This is a genomic window from Synechococcales cyanobacterium T60_A2020_003, assembly GCA_015272205.1.
In the GTDB taxonomy this organism is placed as follows: domain Bacteria; phylum Cyanobacteriota; class Cyanobacteriia; order RECH01; family RECH01; genus JACYMB01.
Genome location: JACYMB010000261.1, coordinates 11,960 through 35,522 on the forward strand (window position 1 = coordinate 11,960; position 23,563 = coordinate 35,522).

The 23,563-nt window shown below is 47.8% G+C and carries 13 protein-coding genes; 2 read left to right on the plus strand and 11 right to left on the minus strand.

Annotated features, from left to right (window positions below; all coding sequences use genetic code 11):
* Positions 1 to 2: 2 nt before the first annotated feature.
* Both IGR76_12995 and IGR76_13000 read right to left on the minus strand, forming a co-directional pair.
* Entirely contained in the window at positions 3 to 1,256 is a 1,254-nt protein-coding gene (locus IGR76_12995; GenBank protein ID MBF2079395.1) for a tetratricopeptide repeat protein, read from the minus strand.
* A gap of 74 nt (positions 1,257 to 1,330) precedes the next feature.
* Positions 1,331 to 2,095 (minus strand): phycocyanobilin:ferredoxin oxidoreductase, encoded by a 765-nt coding sequence (locus IGR76_13000; GenBank protein ID MBF2079396.1) that lies wholly within the window; start codon positions 2,093 to 2,095, stop codon positions 1,331 to 1,333.
* Positions 2,096 to 2,329: 234 nt separating this feature from the next.
* Here IGR76_13000 and IGR76_13005 point away from each other — a divergent pair, with 234 nt between their 5' ends.
* Both IGR76_13005 and IGR76_13010 read left to right on the plus strand, forming a co-directional pair.
* Positions 2,330 to 3,142 (plus strand): serine/threonine protein kinase, encoded by an 813-nt coding sequence (locus IGR76_13005; GenBank protein MBF2079397.1) that lies wholly within the window; start codon positions 2,330 to 2,332, stop codon positions 3,140 to 3,142.
* A 261-nt stretch (positions 3,143 to 3,403) separates the two neighbouring features.
* Complete coding sequence (locus tag IGR76_13010) at positions 3,404 to 4,945, plus strand: serine/threonine protein kinase (GenBank protein MBF2079398.1); 1,542 nt, start codon at positions 3,404 to 3,406, stop codon at positions 4,943 to 4,945.
* Between the two features lie 12 nt (positions 4,946 to 4,957).
* Here the strand turns inward: IGR76_13010 and IGR76_13015 are convergent, their stop codons facing one another.
* The 9 genes from IGR76_13015 to IGR76_13055 form a co-directional block, all read right to left on the minus strand.
* Complete coding sequence (locus tag IGR76_13015) at positions 4,958 to 5,830, minus strand: universal stress protein (GenBank protein ID MBF2079399.1); 873 nt, start codon at positions 5,828 to 5,830, stop codon at positions 4,958 to 4,960.
* 438 nt (positions 5,831 to 6,268) lie between these two features.
* Positions 6,269 to 6,445: an NblA/ycf18 family protein gene (locus IGR76_13020; protein ID MBF2079400.1), complete on the minus strand. Its 177-nt coding sequence runs from the start codon at positions 6,443 to 6,445 to the stop codon at positions 6,269 to 6,271.
* 80 nt (positions 6,446 to 6,525) lie between these two features.
* Positions 6,526 to 6,723, minus strand: a complete 198-nt coding sequence (locus IGR76_13025; protein MBF2079401.1) for an NblA/ycf18 family protein — start codon at positions 6,721 to 6,723, stop codon at positions 6,526 to 6,528.
* 594 nt (positions 6,724 to 7,317) lie between these two features.
* Entirely contained in the window at positions 7,318 to 8,469 is a 1,152-nt protein-coding gene (locus IGR76_13030; GenBank protein MBF2079402.1) for a DUF58 domain-containing protein, read from the minus strand.
* Between the two features lie 366 nt (positions 8,470 to 8,835).
* Positions 8,836 to 9,600 (minus strand): CatB-related O-acetyltransferase, encoded by a 765-nt coding sequence (locus tag IGR76_13035; protein ID MBF2079403.1) that lies wholly within the window; start codon positions 9,598 to 9,600, stop codon positions 8,836 to 8,838.
* Between the two features lie 135 nt (positions 9,601 to 9,735).
* Complete coding sequence (locus IGR76_13040) at positions 9,736 to 10,434, minus strand: methyltransferase domain-containing protein (GenBank protein MBF2079404.1); 699 nt, start codon at positions 10,432 to 10,434, stop codon at positions 9,736 to 9,738.
* 18 nt (positions 10,435 to 10,452) lie between these two features.
* Positions 10,453 to 17,889, minus strand: a complete 7,437-nt coding sequence (locus IGR76_13045; protein MBF2079405.1) for a tetratricopeptide repeat protein — start codon at positions 17,887 to 17,889, stop codon at positions 10,453 to 10,455.
* 225 nt (positions 17,890 to 18,114) lie between these two features.
* Positions 18,115 to 22,365, minus strand: a complete 4,251-nt coding sequence (locus IGR76_13050) for a tetratricopeptide repeat protein (protein ID MBF2079406.1) — start codon at positions 22,363 to 22,365, stop codon at positions 18,115 to 18,117.
* Between the two features lie 359 nt (positions 22,366 to 22,724).
* Complete coding sequence (locus IGR76_13055; protein MBF2079407.1) at positions 22,725 to 23,336, minus strand: hypothetical protein; 612 nt, start codon at positions 23,334 to 23,336, stop codon at positions 22,725 to 22,727.
* Positions 23,337 to 23,563: the final 227 nt, after the last annotated feature.

The following is a 23,563-nucleotide window of genomic DNA, read 5'->3' on the forward strand; positions in this document are numbered from 1 at the left end:
TATTATGGGGCTGTCCTCGACGCAGCGTTCCCCACTTTGGTCTGCGCCTCCCACACCCAGGCATCTTCCTCTGGGGACGCCATGGGATTCCCATGTTCGGCGCAGGCACGCCAAACGGCCATGGCCTCCGGTTGCCCTTGGGCATCCATCGCCTGAGCCAAGAGACAAATGCTAGCCCCCGGATCCTCGACCTCCGAGATGTTCGCAATATCAACCGCGCGACGGAGATAGCCCTCTGCTTCTGCCCATCGCTCCTGCTCTAGCCGCGCCCATCCCAGGTTCGTTGCAATGCCGTAGCGAATCTCGACATCAACGGTTTCATCCTCAATGAGGGGTTCCATCGGGAGCAAAAGCTGCACGGCTCGTTCGGGCTGATCGGTAAGGATGTAAAGCCGCGCCAAGGGCGGATACGCCTCTAAAAATCCGGCTTGAGTGGCTAACTGGTATTCCATCATTGCTTCCTCCAGTTGTCCTAGATCCTCATACAGTCGCCCTAGGTGGAAGCGAGTGCGGGCGTTACTCGGATCAGGCTGGAGCGATCGCGTATAGCGGGCGATCGCCATTGAAAAATTGCCCTCTTTCCAAAGTTGCAACCCAAGATTGTCGTAGATTCGGCTCAACTGGGGTAGCAGCGCATAGAACGTCATCAATGCAATTAAGAGAACAAGTGCAAGGGCAAACTTCACCTCATGCCACCAGTGCTTTGACAGTCCCAATCGGGAAAGTCCATGTTCTAAGGTTTCTCGTCCTGCTCGCGTCAATGCGCCGCCCGCCGCCAGCGTCATCAAACTGGGCGTCAAAAACATGAAGAAACTCGCGACATCCGGTTTCTGGCTGAGAAAGCGCATTCCTAACGCCACCAAAATGCTGACACTGGCTGTCAAACAGGCCATCGTCAGCGCACTCCACAACCAATCCAATCGCTCTAGAGGATGGGGCGGTCGCTGGAATCGCCACCACCAAGCGGTATCCGCAGGTTCAAGACTTTCGCACCAGGCTTCTAAATCCCCGTACTGGGCGATCGCTGCCGCGTGGGATCGCAACCGTTCGTCTAAATCCAACACTTGGTGTAACGTGGCCGATGGGATGTAGGTGCCCGATTGCTGAGCCAGAACCGACCGTAAGGTATTCCGCGCCGATAAAACCTCTAGAATTTCGGCTTCAGTATAGGTTGGAGCGATCGCCTCTAACTGCTGAAGGGCGATCGCATAGGTGCGAAGCGATTGCTCAATAGGCGAAAGCTGGGGTTTTTGCATATTGAGGTGTGCCCATCTGATCACGTTATCATTAGGCTCTATCCTACGTTGAAGGCTCTATCCCAACCAGTATCCTAGTTAGGCATATCAAATAAAACCGTGGTCATGTAGCGCTCTGCCCAGGCATCCCCAAACGCTTTTTCCAGTACCCGCCGCGTCTTGTCGTTTTCTTGCTGCCGCATACAATAGTGTCGCTGCCCCGCTAGGATGGCATCGAGCTTTTCAGGCGTCGGCGGTGTGGCGATCGCCATCTGACAGTGAATCGTCAACACGGCTCGCACATGATCCAAAAACTGCTGTTCCTCATCCGGACTACTCGGACGCACAAACAGGCAAAACTCCGAGAAAATCTCCCCCCAAATAGGTAAATCTCTAGGCTGGGAAAAGGAGGTAGGGGCTAACCGTCGCATCGCAGTCGTATAGGCATCGGGCAAGGGTCGAGAACCGGGTGCCGCCACGCCGCTAAGAACTGGCGCACTCACGGGAGACAAGTCTACAATTGCCGCACTGATTTGGCCCCGCCCCCCCACCAAATCAGCTCCAAACATCGGCAGGTCATACTCCGGGCGGGGAAACATCACGCAGTGCAGGATATCCAGCGATTGCCCGACTTTTGCCAGTTCCAAATGCAGTTTCCGAAATTGGGGGGTTTGATAGCAGCAGTTTTCAATCACCAATCGCTCTCCTTCCAACCGCCCTTCCACATACCCCAAATCCTCAGGAAGTTGATAAGGCGACAGATCAAGGTGGGTCTTCCATACCTCTTCAATAGCAATACCCAAATTGCGAATCAGGGGATGCTGCTGTTCTCGCAACGCGGACGATTGAGACGATGTCATAGTATTGAAAACCTTGTATAAAATTCCCTAGGCAACACCCGATGGCGCTTGGATGTCCCTATTTCTATCGTGTCATGATTGGGGATCAATGCCTATTGCAACGAAATGTAATACGATCCAATTCGGAACGAACGCGATAGGCTAGGAATACATCAGGCTTGCCTCTCGATCCAATCGATAGGAAATGGACGAAGTTCTCGATAGAATTTAGCGTTTGGCATTTCAGGGCAGATTATGGCAGGGCAAATATTGGGCGATCGCTACGAAGTGCAGCAACAACTCGGCAAAAAGTCTGGACGCTGGACGCTGCTCGCCCAGGATCTGACGGATGGTTCTCCCGTCATTCTCAAGCTCATTTTTATAGACGATGAGCTGAAACCCGATGATCTCCGCCTATTTAAGCGGGAGATTGAGATTTTGAAAGTCATCTCCCATCCATCTACGCCCCGCTATTTAGGGTATTTCGAAATCGAGTTGCCGATGGATGGCAAAGCTCTAGCCCTGGTTCAATCCTACGTTGAAGGTAAATCTATCGACAGTTTCTTGAAAGAAGGGCGCACCTTTAGTGAGCGAGAAGTGAAGCATATCGCCAAGGAACTGCTGAAAATCGTGGACTATCTCCACATGCAGGAACCGCCCATTATCCATCGAGATATTAAGCCCAGCAACGTGCTCCTTGCCTCCCAGCCCGATCGAGACGCGGTTCGTGTGTGCCTGGTCGATTTTGGATCCGTCAAGTCTCTCACGAATCCAGAAGCAACATCGCTGACGCTAGTCGGCACTCAGGGCTATATGTCACCCGAGCAAATGGGAGGTCGCACGGTACAAGCGTCGGATCTGTATAGTTTAGGGGTAACGCTCATTACCGCATTGACGGGGTTAGAGCCGACCGATCTGCCCATGCGCGGTATGCGGTTTGATTTTGGGGAAATTGCGACGGTGAGTGATCCCTTTGCCCAGTGGCTCAAACAAATGATTCAACCGGGCCTCGATCGGCGTTTTACCGATGCTCAGGAAGCTCTAACACAGTTGCGATCGATTCTATAGCGCGGCTTAATGTCCTGAGGCAGCGATCGCCGTCTAGTATTTTCCTAAAAATTTAGGGAACCCTAGGAAGTAGGCCGAAGAGTGTAGTGGAGCCTCACTAGGATAACAGTACATCAGGGTGAACCTTTATGCGACGACACCGCATGGGCAGCACGGCAACATCCGTACATCGTGGATGTTGCCCAACTTCAACCCTGCTATGTTAAAGCTAGTGTATAGATTCGGCGTCTCCTGCAGCCCGGTTTCACGAGCCTTTCACCTATGACAGATGTAGATCCCAACCTCGGACGACGACTTTCAAATCGGTATGACCTAGTGAGCCTACTGGGTTACGGGTCGATGGGACGCGTGTATGAAGCACGGGATATGCTGTTGGGTGGAGTGCCCGTTGCCGTTAAATTTTTATCCCAAACCCTGCTAAACAACCGCATGCGTCAGCGTTTTGAGCGAGAAGCGATGACGTGCGCCCTATTAGGACAGCGCAGCATTCACATCGTGCGCGTGACTGATTATGGGGTGAATGAAGACGAAATTCCCTATTACGTGATGGAATGCCTGAAGGGGCAAAACCTCAGTGAGATCGCGAGTCGTCAATCGCTCACCATTCCCCGCTTTTTGAGCCTCATTCGGCAGATTTGTTTAGGATTGCAATGCGCTCACCAGGGCATTCTGATTGAGCAAGAAGTCTGTCCGATTATCCATCGCGACATTAAACCGAGCAACATCTTGATTGTTCAGGATGAGAGCTTGGGGGAACTCGCCAAGATTTTAGACTTCGGTATCGCCAAACTGCTCCAGGAAGATGCGGGGGCAACCAACTGCTTTATGGGAACGCTTCCCTACTCCTCGCCAGAACAAATGGAGGGACGAGAGCTAGACCCCCGCTCGGACATCTATAGCCTGGGTATCATGATGTTCCAACTTTTAAGTGGCAAGATGCCACTCCACGTGGATACCCATACCTTTGGCGGATGGTACAAGGCTCACCATCATCAAATGCCTCGCTCCTTTCAATCCGTTAACGCCGATCTTAAGATTCCCAAGGTGCTCGAAAGCTTGATCATGAGCTGCCTTGAAAAATCACCGGGCGATCGCCCCCAAAGTGTCGTCGAAATCTTAAAAGCCCTAGAGCCCCTAGAACAGCGATTTGGAACCGGACGCCAGATTGGTCAACGCATTGGCGAAGCCCTCTCTAAGGTGCAAGTGACGCCCCACCAGCCCACTGACAGGATCAGCGGCTCAACAAAAGGGGTTTGTGCGCTAGCCACGTGGCCTAAAACAATGCCGATCGCAGATATTGTCTTTCCCAATTTAATCAAAACGGATGAGGGACACCAGGCGACCCTGTGGGTCATGCTGCCCCACGACGAAATTCAAAAACGGGCATCTTGCACTCGGTACAATCAATTTCTATTTCTTGAAGCTCCCCATCCCATGATGCTGTGGTTAACCGTTCTCTATAGCACCCTGGCAGGACCCAAATGGATGCCGTCTTATCTGGATCTAAAGTCTCCCCAAGGACAGCAGATTGCCCGTGTGCTTTGCAATACTGGCGAGTACAAGATCTTGCTATTTTCTCAGGAAAATCCGAACCGCTGTGCAAGCATGCTCACGTCTACAATTGCGGATCCGCAGCGACGGCTAATGCAAGTGTGGATTTCGACCAGTCAACTGTCGAACACAACATCCCACGCATCGCTGAGCAAAAATATTTTGAAGGCTGAACTCGAAAAGCTAAAGCCCAAAGTCCTCATGAAACTAGAGTCCATCTACAACACAGTCGATCAAGATCTATCGGGCTAAGGGTTGGGGCGCTCAGCCCTTAGTGGGTAAATACAGAATCGGGTACCAACTCCCCCGCAACAACTCTTCGGCAAGGCCACGTACCGACCATTTCAACCAATTTTGCTTCGCGGTGACCACAATGGCGCTAATGTCGTGCTCCAGCGCAACGTCCATAATACCTTCTACTGGATCACCGCGGCGGAGTTCGGTAGTAACCTTCAGGCCAACTTGCTCTAGCTCCCGTTTTGCAGCGTCTAACTTCTGCGCGGCTTCGGTTTCGCTGTATTTCGGAGGCAACCCCCGCAAACCTTGCTCTTCAAAAATCCAGCAGAGTAGGCAACGCTCTAGGGAATGGGCAGGCCGATCCTGAGCCATTTGCTTGATGGTGGACACCAAGGCATCGGATGCTTCCGCGCCGTTGTAGGGTAGCAAAAAGTAGCGATTGAGGTGCTGACACCGCAGCGCTAGTTCTTCGGTGGTGTAGGCAGAGATGAGCTGGGGTCTCAGAATTAACACGGGCTTCGCGTTGCGCTGGCAGAGATCGAGGGTGGTACTGCCAAACAGCTTTTCCTCTAGCAGGCTGCGGGTTGGCATGCCCAGGATGATCAAATCGCTGTTATTGGCTTGGGCAATCTTGAGGATGGTATCGCCCGGTTTTCCGGTGCGGATTTCGATTTTGACCTCCACCCCGGCAGGCACATCTTTAACATTGGCGTAGAGGCGATCGCGTGCTGCGGCTATCTCAGCCTCATAGACTTTGGGGATTTCTCGTTCTTCAGAAAGAGGAATAGCATGAAAAAAAATAATCTGCTGTAGCCCACTCGCGGCCAAGTTGGGTACAAAGTGGGTTAAACGCTGGAGTCCGTCGGTGAAATCCGTGCAGATGAGGGCACGCTGAAACATAAGGCAACCTTTCCCAAAACGTGCTGCACTGGAGGAAGGTACAGTGCTTTCCTCAAGACTATCATTAGACCTCAAAATTTTCTGCGCTGTTGTATTGGGAATCTACAAAAATCTAGTTTGGGCAAACCTCTATGTACGCTTCCTAGTCCTTGCCAGAGCATTCCCTGTGGAGAGAAAGGGACGCTGCCCTAAACTTTAACGGACATACCCAGGAAACTTAGAAACGCTTTCTAGCGCACCGACGTCCAGGAGCGTTCGACTCGCATGCACGCACACCATAACGGATCCTTGATGTCCAATCGTTCCACTCTCGATCTATCTCTACATCTTCAACACAATCTCACGTAAGAATGAGGAATGGACGTCCCAGCACCACCCGCTCTGTCCTGCGCTTCAAGAACACAGCAAGAGATGGAGAGCGCCGACCTCATCGACAGTCTAAATACGGGCTCGCTTCATCAAGTCACGAATCAGATTGTCTTTGATCATGAGGGTTTTCGAAACTTCCAGAAGTAGCTCTAAGGCTTGTTCGCGGCTCATACCTTGAACCTCTTGCTTTACCTTTTGGATTTCGAACTCTTGTTCCATCGATAAATCAAATGAGAGGAAATTCATACGTCGTCCTCCAAGGATTGGGAATCGTCATTCAGTCATCGAACAATCACACATGCAGTTACTCGGAACCATTGTGTAGCCTAGGCTTCCAGCCCAAAGCTGTCTAGCGGTGTTTTTCGTAGCAGGTTGCGGATCACGTTGTCTTTGATCATCAGCAACCGAGACGCTTGCACGAGAAGTGCCTGCGCTTGCTCGTGGGTCATGTTGTCTGCGGATGCCTCCATCAGACGCATTTGGAACTGCTGTTCTAGAGTGAGATCGTAAGCAGAAGGATCCATGATTTTTCTCCTCTGTTCTGGTTCTATAACGTTGATGCAGCGTTGAACTGCGAGTAGGTACACGAAATCTAGAGCTATGTAACCATAAAGCTCTTTGTGAACCTCTTAGAGGTCGGTTTTCGCTCTGTTGAAATTGCCCAACTGAAGCAGATAGATGTGACGTGTGCCGAATTCAATACTTGAATTGACGATAGTCGCAAACGCTCTGCTGTACCCTATAGACTTCACACAATTGTAGAAAAAACAATCGCGAACTGTGTAAATAATTATAACAAACATTTGACAAATTGCCACATATTTAGAGACTTCGGCAATAATCATCAGGTTCCCTGTGCAGAAATCACAGGTTGCAGTCTTTTTAGCAGGTCGCAACAGGTAGAAATGCTCAGTATGAACCATTCTGGCCGTTTGGATACAACAAAGCTTGACGCTACCTGCAGAGTCTTCATCTATACAATTTCGGTAAACGCCGCTGAAGACAGCGTTTTTCAATGTTTGAGAGCCGAGCAATTCCCTGCCTTATGGATGAAATCACACAAAGGTTTCAACCTTTGGGATGAGCGTTTTACCCAGGCTTGATATTCCATCATCTATTTACCCAGGCGTAGAGGCCGAGGCTTGAAGCTGAGGCTGAAGCAGTTGGTGAGGCTGGATCCTGAGACAGGAGTGAGGATGAGACGGGGCGATCGCTCCCCAGATGATGCCGCGACTATCGGGGGGGAGTTGTGCTAAGTGGGCGGGCGTTTGGCTGAGCCAAATCCAGGGACAGTTGGGGAAACGGATGTGGGAATCCTGAGCGTCTTCTTGCATGGTGACTCCAGCGAGGGTTTCTAGAACTGCCGTGTCTCCTCGCACGAGTCCTGTGGCGGCTGTCCAGAGCTGAACGCTTAAATTCTGTCTTAAGGCATAAAAGTATAGGGAGGTGGCGGCGGTTACCGCTTGCTCAAAGCAATCCTCGTCGTCCCAGGCGATCGCACTATCTAGCCCAATCACCACCGCTTGTCCTCCGGTGAGCACTTCCAGTTCCCGAACGCGTAATTCGCCATAGCGGGCGCTGGTGCGCCAGTGAACTAAGCGGGTGGGATCGCCCCAACGGTAAGGACGCAGGGCGCGGGTCAGTCCTTCGGTGGCGCCGTGGGATTGTTGTCGGCTTTGGATGAAGTGGTGGGTGTCGGTGCCGATTTCGTCGAGGAGGGGACACTGGGAAAGGTTGAGATCGCGAGGATAGACGATGGCCGTTGCCGGGCTCTGCACGGTACGGCGACACCAGAATAGACCTAGGGGGGCGGCGGTGCGAAGCTGGACGGTATGCCAGCGGTAAATGCCGCGCCGGGGGGCTGGCTGACTGTACACCCAGCGATAGGAGTCTTGAGCGGGTACAAATTCGACGGTGTGTCGCTGTGGAGGGGCAAGGACGATGGGCAGTAGATCGTAAACTTCAAACAGGGTTTTGGGGCGAGGGGTCGGGTTCACGAGATGAAGTTCGACCTGAATGGTATTGCCAGCGCTGATGGGGGAGATGGGGCTGCGCTTGACCTGAAGATGTTTGAGAACGAGGGGGGGCAAAACGGAGGCGATCGCCAATAGGGCAATCATGGTGCCGCTGATTACGTAGAGCCAGCCGACCATGGTATTGGTCGCGGCGGCAAAGAAGAAAATGGCTAACCCTAATAACAACCAACCACTGTAGGCTGGCGCAACCCAGCGGTTTTCAAACCATTGGTTGATGGCCTCAAAAATGTTCATTTTGGACACGGGATAAGGGGCGATCGCTTGATTATAAGGTTCCCAAAAGGGGGCGATCGATTATCAAGAAAGTTAGGAAAGCACTACCCAGCGTTTTGCAGTATCCAATAAAATCCTGCACACAAGAGGGCAAGGATGGCGGGAACGGCTAGCATTAAAATACCAATGTAGGGTGTAGTAGCTATGCCGACGGCGATCGCAGCTCCAAAGTAAGGCAGCAAAATACAGAAAGTAACTATGAAAACTCTTAAAGAAGTCCACTGAACAAACTTAGCATAGTCTTTATACCCAAGTTGAGCATTCTGAGTTGGCTTATGGAAAGGATCATTTGGTATTTTCGAGGGCATAACCGTATTTCTAGTAGCTCTACTTTAAGATATAGCTTGGAAAATCTGCTATTTCATTATGTGAAAGTAAATTTTTTGCTTCTCTAATAAATTGGAGGACATCCTCTCTAGGAAGGAGTTGTAAAAGGTCAGGTCTGTAGTTCCAATACCCTAACTGTAAAAGTACTTCAGCAATAGAATCAGAAAGTCTTTTCCGTATGGGCTTTGCAGGCACTCCTCCAACAATAGTGTAGGGTTGAACATCTTTAGTCACAACTGCGTTAGCGCCAATAACTGCGCCAGAACCAATCCTTACCCCTTGAATTATTACTGCTCCGTCTCCTATCCAAACATCATTTTCAATGATAGTTAAGCTATCTCTAGAATTCCTTTTGCTAAGACCAAATATCTTTTGAAATTCATCATCAGAGTATGCCTGAATAGCACTTTTGAACTTGCTATACTCCTTTACCCTCAGAAATGGATGTGTGGAAATAGAGAATAGATTATGACTGATAGCTCCAATGCTACATCTCCTACCAATAGAGCAATAACGACCTATAAAAACATTGTCTCTTATGTAGCCACCATCATTAATGTATGAATATGCACCAATAAATGATGTTTTCCCACGTGGTATGATGGTTGGGGAATGTACGGAAACTCTCTCTTCAAAAATCAATCCTCGCAAGAATTGATAATTTTTGAAAGGTATAGAATCATTATCTTTTTCCGTAACGTGAGCAACATGATTGACAATCGTTGAATCAATAAATGAATTTAGCTTTTGGTCAATGGTCTGCATAAAGTTTTTCCTAGCAGGACTTCATATCTTTAAAAAGACAACTAAGTTTCCAGACTCCATCTTGATGTCGGATTGAAGCTTCAAAAGTTACAGGAAATTCAAAAGAAACGTTAAAAACTACTATAAACTAAAACTTCAAGTTTTTCTATAAACAAATATGGAATGACCATGAGGTTCTTTGGACGGTTCCCATGGAATAGCATGTAAAAGAAATTCTTCTTCAGTGAATAAAGTTGACACTGGGATAAAGCAATCTTTACCTAAAGACTCGGCGATTAAATCCGTAACATCATCCCCAAATAAGCGAACATGGTCTTTCTGACCAAATCTTTTTCTGCGCTCTAACTCAGATAGTCCAGGATTTAAGTCTTCAATTGTTTCTTTTCCTCTATGTATAGGTATAGTAAAAATCATAGTCCCTCCAGGCTTTAAAATTCTATCAAAACCACGTAGAACACCTCGAACTGAGCAGAGAAGATGTTCTAATACATGGTTATGAATGATTAAATCCCATGAGGAAGAAGGCATAGAATATAGATCTTCACATATATCTATTCGTTTAACTTCTTTTTTGGAGTTCTTATAAATATCGGGAAATAAATCACATGGTTGATAATTTTCTTCGTGAGTTGATGTAAAGAGATTGATAAAACAAATCTCTGGGGCAAAATGTAATATCTTATCTTCTTTTCTTGGCAACCCAAGTTTTTGCAGAGTTAGATGTACAACTCTACCACGCTCCAGAGAATGGCAGGAAAGACATTTTGCTCTTGGACGTCCCGCAAACTCGCCAAAGGATTGACCGCCACAAATTGGACATTTTTCCGTACCCATCAAGAACTCCTGTAAGATTTAGGGATTAACTCTAATACTTAGGACTTTCGTTGCTAAAAGATTCATGATTGTTGGTGTTGTTTCAGGGAAAGAAGCTATAGGATTATTCGTCTGTTTGGTAAAGCCAAGATTATGAGCATATACTTCATAGAAAAGTTGTTCATACCGTTTCGCTTGAAGCATGAGATTTAGATTGTCCTCTGCATATTGTCTACAGTTTTGAGACATATCATTTCCCGTTAGGACTAATCGAATTCCTTTTGCTAATCCTTTAAAGTCACCAACAGAGAATGTATAGCCTGTAATGCCATCCTGAACCATGTCGGGTATAGCCCCTGTCTGAAATCCGACCACTGGCGTTCCACAAGCGATTGCTTCAGCGGTCGTATTTGAAAAAGTTTCTTCTAAAGAAGGTACAACAACCACATCTGCGGCTGAATACGCTACTGCAAGTTTTTCATTATCGCTAATATAGCCTAGACTTTTGTGATCAAGTTTAATTTGATCATTAGCTGGCGTCTTATCACCAACTAACATCACAAATGGATTCAATTCTGCTTGTTCTTGTTTAAGGATATCAAAAGCAGCTATAACTTCCCGATAGCCTTTCACCGCACTGGAAAAAGATGGAACATAACCAATAATTTTGCGATCGAGAGGAAGTCCTAACTTCTTACGTGCCTCAACTTTGTTATGCGGCTTAAACACATCTATTTCTATTGAGTTCGGTATAATCTCAATTCGACACTGATTAAAGAAGGGTGCTTTCTTAACAATCTCTGCTGTGTGCTTGCTCAAAGTCACGATTGTAATGTTTTCAAAATTGTAGTAGTGCCTCTTAGCAGCAAGAACCTTGCTAGGAAAGTTATCGAAATGATCGACAAGTTGAGGACAGTTCTCACAATTCTTTTGCCACTCAATACATCCATGAAAGAAGTGACATCCCCCTGTGATAGGATTCATATCTCTAATAGTCATCACAAGAGGCTTATTCATATTACTCAGATATGCAATATTTTCAGCAGATAAGAATCGCGCTGTCCAGTGGAGGTTAATTACATCAGCATCTTTAACTAAGGACTCAAGCTGCTCTGGAGTAATTAGGGGATGATTAATCGTAAAAATTGTGAGTTCGGGTTTACTAATTGAAGGATCTTGCAAAATTCTCCAGGAATGCCCATTTTGAAGAGGATGAGGCATTACCTTTACGCCTGGGAATGATTCATGATTTCTAACCGTGGTCAGAATCGTAGAGTTTATACTCGTGTTCTGTAAACCTTTATGGAGTCGGAAGGCGGCATACCCTGCACCTTGGATAGTACTTGATGAGAACAGGGTGGCGTTGAGCTTGTTTTGACAGACTTTAAAGATCTCCTTTGTCAGTAACGCTACTTGCTTTTTGCTTGAAAAGTGAGAAAGCCTTTCGGTTGCATACTCAATGTTATCGGAAAAACATTCTCCCTTCTCAAACATCCCTTTCAATGCTTGACCTATAGCTAGCCCATCTCCATGCTGTACTATTCTTGAATGTTTGCTCTCATATCCAACAACTTCGGGCAATCCTCCAGCGTTCGTAACAATGACTGGCAAACCAGAAGCGATAGCCTCCAAAACGGAAACTCCAAAAGTCTCTGATCTTCTAAGTGAGTCCTGAGTATAGGTTGAAGACTGTATGAACACATCAAATTTTTGGAAGTAATCTAATTCCTCCGAAAAATTAACAAATGGAATTAAGGAAACATTTGACTGCAATTTTAGATTTTCAATTTCAGAAACAGTTTCTTGATAAAAATCTTTCCCGTTAGCATACACAATTGTTAGATGAACATCAGCATAACAATTGTTCTTAAAGAACTGAAGTCCCTGTAACAAATAAATATGACCTTTCCAATCTATTAACCTCCCTACTGCAAGTATTTTAAGAGTTTCGCCTTTCTTAAAATAATTAGACTTTTTTCTGTTGGAGAAGAATCGCTCATGAACTGTATTATGGACAAGGCTAACTTTGTCATCAGAAACACCATGTTTTAATAACTCTTGCTTGAGATAGTGAGAAACAGCAGTGAAAGACGTATTTTTTCGCTTTGAGAAGTCCCCAAGTAAATAGTCTCTATACTCTTGATTCTCTTTCATTGAGAACACATCAATACCATGGGTCATGCTAATAGTAGGCACCGAAATATTCAATGGCTTCAATCGTTGAAATATTTTCCACTCATTTAATGCAAAGTGAGCAACTACAACATCAGGTCTCATATTCTCGAAAATATACTTATACAGCTCATTTCTGATTTCAACATGAAAGTCTTGCCATGGTAAATATATGCCTTTGCTGTAGGGGCGCTCATCAGGAAGTAATCTATGCTCATATAGAACAAAATTATCAAAAACAGTCTCTTTTTCAAGGCGCTGAATCAGATCATAGATAAAAGCTTCTGATGGTCTAGAGAAGACAGATACAAAGTGTAGAAGCTTTCCTCGACCTGAGTTTTTAGTTCTTGAAAGGATAGTATCAAACTGTTCTATCAGTGCTCCAAATAAACCATGTTTAGTATTAATCTGAATTGAAGACTTAGGTATATTTAGAATTTCTGCAAGTCTAATAAAGTCTAGAAATGCTTTGCCAGATTCTGTATGTGACAGTTTAAACTTAGGCAAACATCTAAAACAATGCTCAACGTACTTTGATAAACTTTTCAGAAAAAGAGTTTGATCTTTGTATTTTTGAGCTATCGCAACTAAGCCTGACGATCTTCCAGGATTAAATCGAAATAAATATATGTTCTCTGCTTCTAAATGTTCTAAAAATTCAAATCGATCTTTGTAAGTTTTAATTACTTCAGAGATAAATAACTGTCTTCGTTCTGGAGAGTCTCCTGATGAAAGTCCCCCCTCTGAAAGAGTGAAAAGCTCTCTTGGAACCAAATTGAATTTTACACCTTGCTGAAACGCTTTTCGTATCCAAAGTGCATCGCTCACGATATGATAATCTTCAGAATATTTTCCAACCAAGTCATAACATTCTCGACTGACTAAAAATGTATTATGGCAAACATTAAGATGGCCTAGGAAAATTCCTTCATTGATACCACTATTGATGAACGTAGTACCTTTATGAGAGTAGTAGGTGTATACAACTGAGGAATTATGCTGCTTCGCAACCTCAATACAAGAACTCACAAACTCTAATGAGTACCAATCATCTGAGTTGAGAATGCTGATGTAATCACCATGGGCTAGTTCTAGCCCCTTATTCATGGCATTATAAATACCTTTGTCAGGTTCGGAAATGAAGTAATCAATTTTGTCACTGTATTTTCGAATAATGTCTAAAGTCTCTTGTTCGCTTCCACCATCAATAACAATATATTCAACATTCTGGTAGGTTTGGTTAAGAACAGAATTGATGCAACGCTCAAACGTAGTGGAGTTGTTATAAACAACAGTAATAATTGAAACAAGAGGAAATTCTTCAGAACTAACCTTGTAGATACCAGACAAACGTAACCCGCCTTCTGCTTGTCGTTTGCCTGTTAGGTCAGGATAAGTGTCATATTTCCCACATATGAATACATCTACAGATTGCTCACTCAGTCTTTTTTTTTTAACCTCTTCTAATACAAGACCAAGCTCTCGATAAAGATCTGCATCTTCAGGATACAAGTTGATTGCTTCACGATATAGGTTAACCGCTGCTGTTAAATGCCCCTGCTGTTTGAGATCTCTCCCCTTGTCTAGATATTGATTACTGGTAAGGTGATCAGATTTAGCCCTATTCATTTGTGAAGTACTAGCATGATCATTTCTAGCAGAACTTTGGCTACCATTCGAAGATGCTACTTCCACCTGTGAAGACAAATACCCTCTTGCTACTTGAAATTGTTCTTTGACTGCAACATCTCTATTCACAGTTTTCTGCTGATCATGTTTTCTAAACAGTGCAAACGGATAATCTACAACCTCCAACTTTGCACCCATCTGGGCACACCGCATCCAAAGGTCATGATCCATCGCATAGTGCAAATCCTCATTAACATTCCCCCCAACCCGCTCCCAAATGCTACGGCTAAAAAAGACCTCAGGTTGATAAAAGAAGTATCCATCCGCCCAACGCCCCGATACATCCGCCAAGTTATCCACCGTGAAATCCGCCTGTCGTGCTAGGGGCTTACGAATCAACTGAACTTGGCGATTCTCATGTACCAAACATATTCCCGCAATCACATCACACGGACGCTGAAGATAGGTCAGCGCCGCCATGTGGAGGGCTCCTGGCATCAAGCGATCGTCGCTATTCACCCAGAGGAGGAGTTCTCCGGTTGCCCGTTTGAATCCCTTGTTGATAGCATCGGATTGTCCCCGATCGGGTTCGATGATGAGATCGGTTAAGTAAGGACGGTAATGCGACAAAATCGCCTTCGTGCCATCCGTAGAGCCACCGTCAACCACGATATATTCCAGGTTGGGATACTGTTGACGTGTGACCGATAGAATCGTTTCCTCGATATAAAGCCCCTGGTTGAGTGAGGGCGTCACCACCGTAATGCGAGGCCAAGGGCGATCGATCGGCTTCATCCGCTCCAACCCCGAAATCCACGGTGCCCATTCCTGGGACCACAGTGGGCTATCTGGACTAAAAAAGGGGAGAGGCATCGTCTCTATACCGCCGACTTGGTCAACCTCTCGAAAATAGTCAAGGGCAGACGTAACATCGTACGCTTCTAAACTTTGCATTCCTTGAATAAACTTTAAGGCTCCGATGCGATCGTTTAACCACTGCAACGTAGGCTCAAGCTCAATGACGTTTCTATAGCCTTCAATTGCTCCGTTCCAGTTGCCTAAACGGATGCACGCTTCAGCCAAATTGTAATGAGACCAGTAGAAGTCTGGATTAAGGTCAATTGCCCGCTTATAGGCATCCACAGCTTCACTCCAACGCCCTAACTCGGACAACGCTACTCCCAGGTTGTGATGCGACCATGAGAAATCTGAACTGAGAGCTATAGCCCGCTCATAGGCATCGATCGCATCTTCATAACGCTTTTGTTTGGACAGAGCATCTCCTAAGCCATGCCAACAGTAGGAACTTTCAGGGGCCTGTTCAGTTGCCTGGCGATACCGCTCCTCTGCAACTGCAAACTGCTCTTGTTTGGAGAATACCCGCGCCAACGAAAATAGAGCTTGTGCAGAATCTGGGGCAAGCAGGAGCGATCGCTCGTAACATGAACGTGCAAGTTCTAGATTGTGTTGTTTTTCAAATATTTCTCCTAGTGAGATATGTTGTTCGGGGGTCGCTCGCTCTGACTCTAACGTTAACGCCCGATAGTAAGCATGGGAGGCTTCTTCGGTTCTCTCTAGTTTTCCTAGCACCTGCGCCAAATTCCAATGGAAGCTAGCTCGACTTTCAATGGCGATCGCCTTTTCATAACACTGGATCGCCTGTTCCCACTGCTCTTGCCGCGCGTAGAGCGTTCCCAAATTCCCCCAGTCGATTGCTAGGGATCCATCCAGGTCAACCACTCGCTCGTAGGCTGCAGTGGCGGTGATCCAGTCCTCATTCGCCTGAGCTAGGTTGCCGCGTTCGCGATAGTGAATCACGGCTTGGTCAGAGCAATCCTCTGCCGCCTTTTTCAACACCTCCACCACCTGGTACAGCGCATCAGGATCGGTATCGTCCGTGGTTTGGAGTATATCCATGAGCTTGGTCAATGGGGAGAGATCCGCTTGCGCCAAGGTCGAAGAGGTCGAAGCAGAACGAACCAGGGTACTGCCTCGACCCCGACGCAAGAGCACTTGGTAATGCTCTACGGCTTCTTGCCACCGCTCCATGTTCCCGAGCAGATCGGCCAACTTTTGGCGTGCGCCCAACTGCGAGGGATCGTACTGCACCGCAAGCTGGTAGCACTCTACTGCCCGGTCGGTCTGTCCCCACAGCAAAAAGCGATCGCCAAAGGAGACCATCTCTTCAGCCGCTAGCTTTTCTGGCTCAAGCTTGAGCGCTTGATACCAGCACTCCATCGCTGATTCGGTTTTCCCCAAGGCTTGCCATGCCCGCGCCAGGTTGCGGTAGGCTCCGGCAAAGTCGGGGTTAAGGGCGATCGCCTGCTTGAAATGCTGAACGGCGGTTGTCCACTCTTGTTGCTGAGCGTAGACCGTTCCCAAGTTGGTGTAGATTTCCGCCGAGTCGGGCTGGTAGTCCAAGGCTTTTTCGTAGGCAGCGATCGCACTCTCAAACTGCCCCAATTGCAGGAGAGCATTGCCCAAGATCCGGTATGTGTCGCTGTTGGGTTCCCGCTCTAAAATGTACTGGCAGTAGGGAATCATCTCTTGCCAGTTTCGGTCATCAAGACACTCGTGAACCCGCACCTTAGCAAGTTCCATTTTTTCCGCGTCAGACAACTCTGGCTCTGCTTCAACAGGTTGGGTATTAAAAGGGAGAGATGGGGCGGTTGATGAATCCGTCTCTGCTGCGGACTGTCTCTCGGCATCCGTGTCTTGGGATTGCTTGTACCGGAGTGCCTCTGCCAAGTGCTCATAGGCTGCAATCAACGTGGGATCATTCCGAACCGCCATCCGAAAACAGTCGATTGCCCGATCGATCTGCTTCCAGAGTAGGAACTCTTTACCCAAATCTAGATAGTCACTTGCGTGACCCGCATCGGGATCGAGCATCATGGCTTGATACCAACAGTCGGCGGATTGGTGTAATTGATCCAGGCGCTGCAACACGCGAGCAAGGTTACGATAGGCTCCGGCAAAATCCGGCTTGAGGGCGATCGCCCGTTCGTAGCACTCTACGGCGGCTTGCCACTGGTGCTGCTGCGCTTCAAGGCTCCCAATGTTCGCCCATACCTCTGCCCAATTGGGTTCTAAGGCGAGGGTTTGCTGATAAGCTTCAAAGGCATCGTCTAGCTGCCCTTGCCGCTGCAATGCCGTTCCTAACAGCTTATACGCTAAGGCCGAGGGGGTTTGCTGGACGACCTGCAATCTCAGGGCGATCGCCTCTGCCCACATTTGTTGGTCAATCAGAGATTGCAAAGACTCAATCGTGGCATTAGTGGCGTTTTCTGCGGACTCATTATCGTTATCTACTTCCTGGGCGCTGATGTCTACGTCAGAATCATCATTCTCATCGATCGATGGCGGAGCGGTTGGACAGGATTCTGCATCGGGTTCCGAAACTAAAGAGAGGCTATCGTTATCTCCTACCTCTACAGGTTCTGTAGCATCGTCCTCAGCGTGGATAGACTCTGGATGGACGGCGATCGCCTGCTCATAGGCTGTTGCAGATTGGTCAAGGTTTCCTAACTCTTGGAGGACTTCCGCAAGGCGTTGATAAGCGCTAACACACTGCGGATCAATCTGAATCGCGGCTTGGTAGGCTTCAACAGCAGACTCTAAATCGCCCTGCTGTCGGAGATGGTCTCCGGCCTGTACCTGCTCAATCGCTGTCATGCTCACTCCTAACGGGTATGGAATAGATGTTCTGTGTACCTTGAATATTCTGCCCCGATTTTTACATCGGTACAGTTTGGTTTAACTTTCTTAGCGGTTATGGATTGGGATGGATGAGGGCGATCGCCCCCGCTCGAGAAACGATCGACCTAAAATCCATTATTTCCAGGGGTAGGCAGCACGTACCCACCATGCAGAAAACAATGGCATGAACAGATTCGACGATCAATCCCACTGAAACTCCATCTGCAAATAGTCTTCTAAGCGGCGGGTGTGGGGTTCAAAGAAGTTAGCAAGCACGTGCCGCACATCCGACTCCTCGTCGGAGTAAGACCCGACGTTATATTTGCCGCTAGTCGATGTCGATGCAGCCGGAATATTGAGAAAATCATATACCTGTTGCATCGTTTCATCGGTATTCTTGAAGAAATTTTCACTTTTGAGAATGAGCATTTGCTCCCTCGGAAATACAGAGAACCACCGCTTCAGCATGTAAACATACAAACCGCCAAAGACAGAGTTTTGGAAACCAGATCCCTGCTGCGTCATCAACTGTTCCTCCGTAGCATGGGCTAAAGCTTCCATTTCTTCTGCGATCGCAACATCGAGCGATCGCGATTCAACCCCGTGCCGCCTGCGATGGTAATACGCCGAGATCGCTCGATCTACAGGATTTCGCAGGAGGGCAATCAGCTTGATGTTCGGAAACATGGAATGAATGTTCGTCTCGGTGCCAACGCTGTAAAAGTAGTTGGGACTGGCCTCTCCGGTGTAGAATCCTGGCTCATCGGTTAAGGAGGGAAACTGGGATAGATACCAGTCTTTGCCGAGATGGAACTGCCGATCAAAGAAATCGACTTCTTTGCGCTGGGGTAGCAAAATCTGGGAATGGGTATTCAGATACTGGTACAGGGACGTCGTGCCACACTTGGTTGCACCAATGATGATGAAATCTGGGGGATGAGTTTTGCGATCCGGCCATTGCACCTGTGCGAATTCGGGATACGTAGCCGTGATGGAGGCATAACAACCTGCTCGATAACTGTCGATCGCTTCCTCAATCTTCTGTTTACGCGTCAGCACGTCACCTAAATTCGACCACAAGATGGGATGAAATGATCGGTCTGACGCCTGAATCCGCCGATACAAGCTAATTAGACCTTGAAGATGATGCTCTTTCGCATACATGTATTGAAGTTCTACGTATGCCCTGCGCTGCATCGGATCCTGCTCAATCGCTTGCTGATAGCAAACCATACAGGCATCACCATAGCCACGTTGACGTAATTCTCTGCCCAGCTCAAATAGCTCTATCTCGGCGTCTGCCCTAAGTCCGATGGCCTGCTTATACGAAGCGATCGCCTCCTCGATTCGCTTTACCCTAGTCAGCGCATTCCCTAAGGTGAGGCGAAATTGGGGATGCTCCGGCTTCAGGTGCACCGCTTTTTGCAGCGGCGCGATCGCATGCTCTGGTTGCCCCAGTCGCAAATACATCATGCCCAGAGAGTGATACGCCCACGGAAAATCAGGATTGAGATCAGTCGCGTGTTGAAACGCTGTGGCCGCGTCTGCCCACTGTTGGAGTTGCCTGAAACTATGTCCCAACTGATGATAAGTTAAACAGTCTGGTTTAAGGGCGATCGCCCGCTGATAGTGGTGAATCGCTTGATCATAGTGCTCCATTCCTGCAAACGCACTACCGAGGCCATGATGAGCAGGAGCATAGTCGGCATCCAGATCGAGAGCCGCTTGATAGGTTGCAATTGCATCTTGATAGCGTTCTGCCTTTAAGAAGGCGGTGCCTAGGTTGTAGTGTGCTTCTTTCAGCCCAGGATATTGTTCGATCACCGCTTGATAGGCCGCGATCGCCTCTTCAAAAGACTGTTGGGCAAGGTAAGCATTCCCGATCAAGAACTGGCTTTCAGCATCATTCCACTGGGGGTTAAGGGCGATCGCCTGTTGACGATGGCGAATCTCAGCCTCTACATCCCCGATTCTGCTGTATACCTCCGCCAGCCCCCAATGCGCTTCTGCAAAACTATCGTTCTCGGCTAACGCGTTTTGATAGGCGGCGATCGCGTCATCCCAATGGCGTTGACTTGCATAAAGCTGCCCAAAACAGGCATAAACTTCGGCCAAATTAGGGTCAGGATGTACCGCTAGCGTGTGCCACGTCATTGCCTCATCAAATAGCCCTTGAGCCTGAAGCATATGGCCCAGGGTGCGACTCGTCTGAAACGTATCGGCTTGAGTTTGAAATGCTTTTTCGCAGGAGGCGATCGCCTCTTTGAGATAAGGAAGCATAGACGACTCTTGAACTCGATGATCCGGAGTGATTTTTAGCCTAGCATCTCCATTCTGTTGCCAGCTTTTCAAATGGGTAAGAATTGTGTCTACCGTAGATGTCCCAATCCACAAATCTTCGGTCAGCGGGTTGGGAGACATCACCTGACGAATAGGATGACAGCTCAGCACCTCCGCATAGGCAATCAGGTGATGTAGACCCAGTTGGCGACTGATATCCCAGTAGTAGGGACGGATGTAGTTCGGCGACGTTAGTTCAATGACGACCGTCCCCGGACGGCAAAATACTAGATTCGTCAAACTGCTGCCGTGAGCCGCGATGATGACCTTGGCATGGTGGAACAACGTCGCCTGTTCAACGACCGATCGCTCAGCCAAGCCAACAGAGACAAACCCTTCTACCTCTAAGTGTTTAACCAGTTCAGCTTCGTTCAGTACTTTGCGATAGGTGGCATCCGCTCGACTGATATAAATTCGTTCAGGGTACGCCTCTTGGGTCGAAATATGGGGAAGAATGCGATCGCGCAATACGTTTAATGTCCAAGGCTGTGGCCATCCCAAATAGCCAGAGAATGAAGGCACAATCAGCTCATCAGCTTGAATATGGGGATGGCGATCGCTCTCGATAATTCGATCATCCGGCACACCAAAGAGTTTCAGCGTTTCGCGTTGAAACGATCGTTGCTGACTGTTCACCACAATTCCATCCAGGGTTGACAGGTTGATCCCCGCTTGCCGCAACAGTTCCAAGCGAGGCAGGATATCCACCATCCAATGAAAATAGACATGTCCTGACAGTCCTGACACTACCGCAACTCGTCCCTGTAGGCGTTCAACGGGATGTTGGTACCTGGCGATCGCCCGCTCTGGTTGCACAGTCTGCTGAGAACAATTCGGCAACTGTCCTGGATATTCGCGCGATCGGGATGAAATCCAGGTGTTCTCTTGGTTATAGACAGCAATTACGTTGCAGATCTGCCATGGGTTTTTATAAGGGGCAATCCAACACTGTCCATCGGGTAAAGTCAGCACATCGAGCGGAAATAATGTATTGGCTAGTCCACTGCCCCCCAGTTTATAAACACCAGACGCAATCTGCTTTGGCATATAGGAGTGCCAAATGTCCTGGAGGCAAGCTCGACAGTTAAGTCCACCACAACCGTTCAGGGTCTCAAGTGTTTCTACAGTGCTTTCAACGAGAGATGGCGAAGAAGAAACGGCAGTCGGTTGGGACTCTATCTCCCTATCTCTAGAGGATGTAGGAGTGGCTGTCTCCTCTACAGGGGCGTTCCACACTGTTGCGTAGTGTTGAACTAAGACTGCAGCGGTCAATCGTCCTTGATCGCTTAAGCATTGCGACAACTGATCATACGTTTCTTCTAAATAGGGATTCAACTGAAGCGCGTATGTATACACTTGTTCGGCATACTGTCGCTGCGATCGCCCTCCATCTCGCGTAAATAGATCTCCCCAGTACCGATACGCGTTTGCTAGATGGATTACTGATTTTGAATCTAAAGCCAATAACGCCTTCAAAAACAGAATGCTCTCTTTCCTGGCAAGACCTAGAAAGTCCTCAGGGTCTGGTGTAGAGTCTAAAACTTGATCTTGATATATACGGCAGTAAGCATCAATAAGATTGCGTTGTGGGAGCACGGCTTGTCGAAAGTAAGCCATCGCCCGCTGTGGCTCTTCTAATGAGAGCCATTCCATTCCGAGCTCAGAATAAATGAGCGTATGCGGTTGACGCTTAAGAACCTCACAAAAACAAGCGATGGCACGGTGGTGGTATCGTTTTCGCTGCAAGAGCTTGCCCATATTATAATAGGCCAGGGCAAAGCTAGGATTTAGCGCAAGCGACTGCTCGAAGGCTATGAGCGCCTCTTCAAAACGATTCATATGGGCAAGCGATCGCCCCATGTTGTTATAGATGCTAGCTTGAGTCGGATCATGCTTGAGAGCCATGCGATAGACATCTATGGCTTCTGCATGTTGATTTAAAAACTGAAGGGCGATCGCTAGATTTACATAGACGTCACCATCATCGGCGTGAAGGGCGATCGCCTTCTGGTAAGCATCTACCGCTTTTTGCCACTGCTCTTGCGCCAGAAACACGTCACCCAACCGACGGTATAACTCGTGCAGAGGTTCTGGGGAAGACTGTTGCTGCAATCCTAAAACTCCTAAACCTTGATGGGGGAATCGGTGCTGGATACCTTGGGTGACTATGATTCTATCTTCTCAAAAATAGGGCTGCCAAACCATTCTTACAGCCAACGACAACCTGCCAGACTACGCTGTTGTGAATCGTTTACATAGCCAGCATTACCAGCAGAAGCCAATAGCTCTGCCTAGAAGACATCAGGACTTACGCACTACGTGCGGCGTCCTGAGTCTTTTAGGCGATTTTGCGCGGGTTACACCCGCGCAAAATCGCCCAATTGCGTAAGTCCTAGACATAAAAAAGCAGGAGATGGTTGGTCTCTCCTGCTTATTCAGAAGTGGCGAATAAAACGAAACCAAACGATCTGCTAAAAAATCTCGAAGTTATCAGCTTGTGGATTAACGCCATCAATATTCACCAACTTCGTATCTTTCGTCTTCTCGTCATCGTTGTAGTACAGTACACCTTCGCTCTTGACAAAGATCAGAGTTGCATCAATCTTGCTAGAGTTCTTCTTAACAACGGCAAGATCGTCGGGATCCAAGGCACCAGCTTTGAGGTTCTTGTCAACGATCTTCTTGTCCAGACGAATTAAATCTCCTTTGCCAAGATCTTTGATCGTGTCAAGCTTCTTCGCCCTGTTGCTCTCCACCAAATCCCCGTTGCTGAACTCAAAGATGTCTTTGCCTTTACCGCCAATCGCAACGTCTTTACCAGCACCACCAACAATGGTGTCGTCTTGCTTACCACCCCTTAGCTTATCGTCGCCACCCCGCCCTTCAATAGCGTAGTCAAAGCTACCAAAAGCAGTCACTTTATCGTTTGCTTTTGAACCTTCAACCAGCACAGTTCCTTTGGGAGTCTTAGGCTTAGGTTTATCTGGTGTTGTGACCGTTACCTTTTTCGAGGTCGTAATATCCAGGCCATACAAGTCTAGTAGAACGGCCGCGTTAGCATCATTCGTTGTAAATTCTGACATGGCAATTTCTTTGCAATATGAAGTATGCGAAGTAGGTAAAGTAATCCACACACAATCCTATGTGCGGCCAAGAAAAAAATCAAGCAGGGGGAATACTGACCTTTGACCACTTCGATCTATTGGAACTATTGAGCGCTTCATTGTGGTTGGCATGAACCTCTGAAGCCGCACTAATCGCTGTAAAGGGGTGTTCTGGTTTGACCCACTCGACCCGTGGGTCCCCTGGA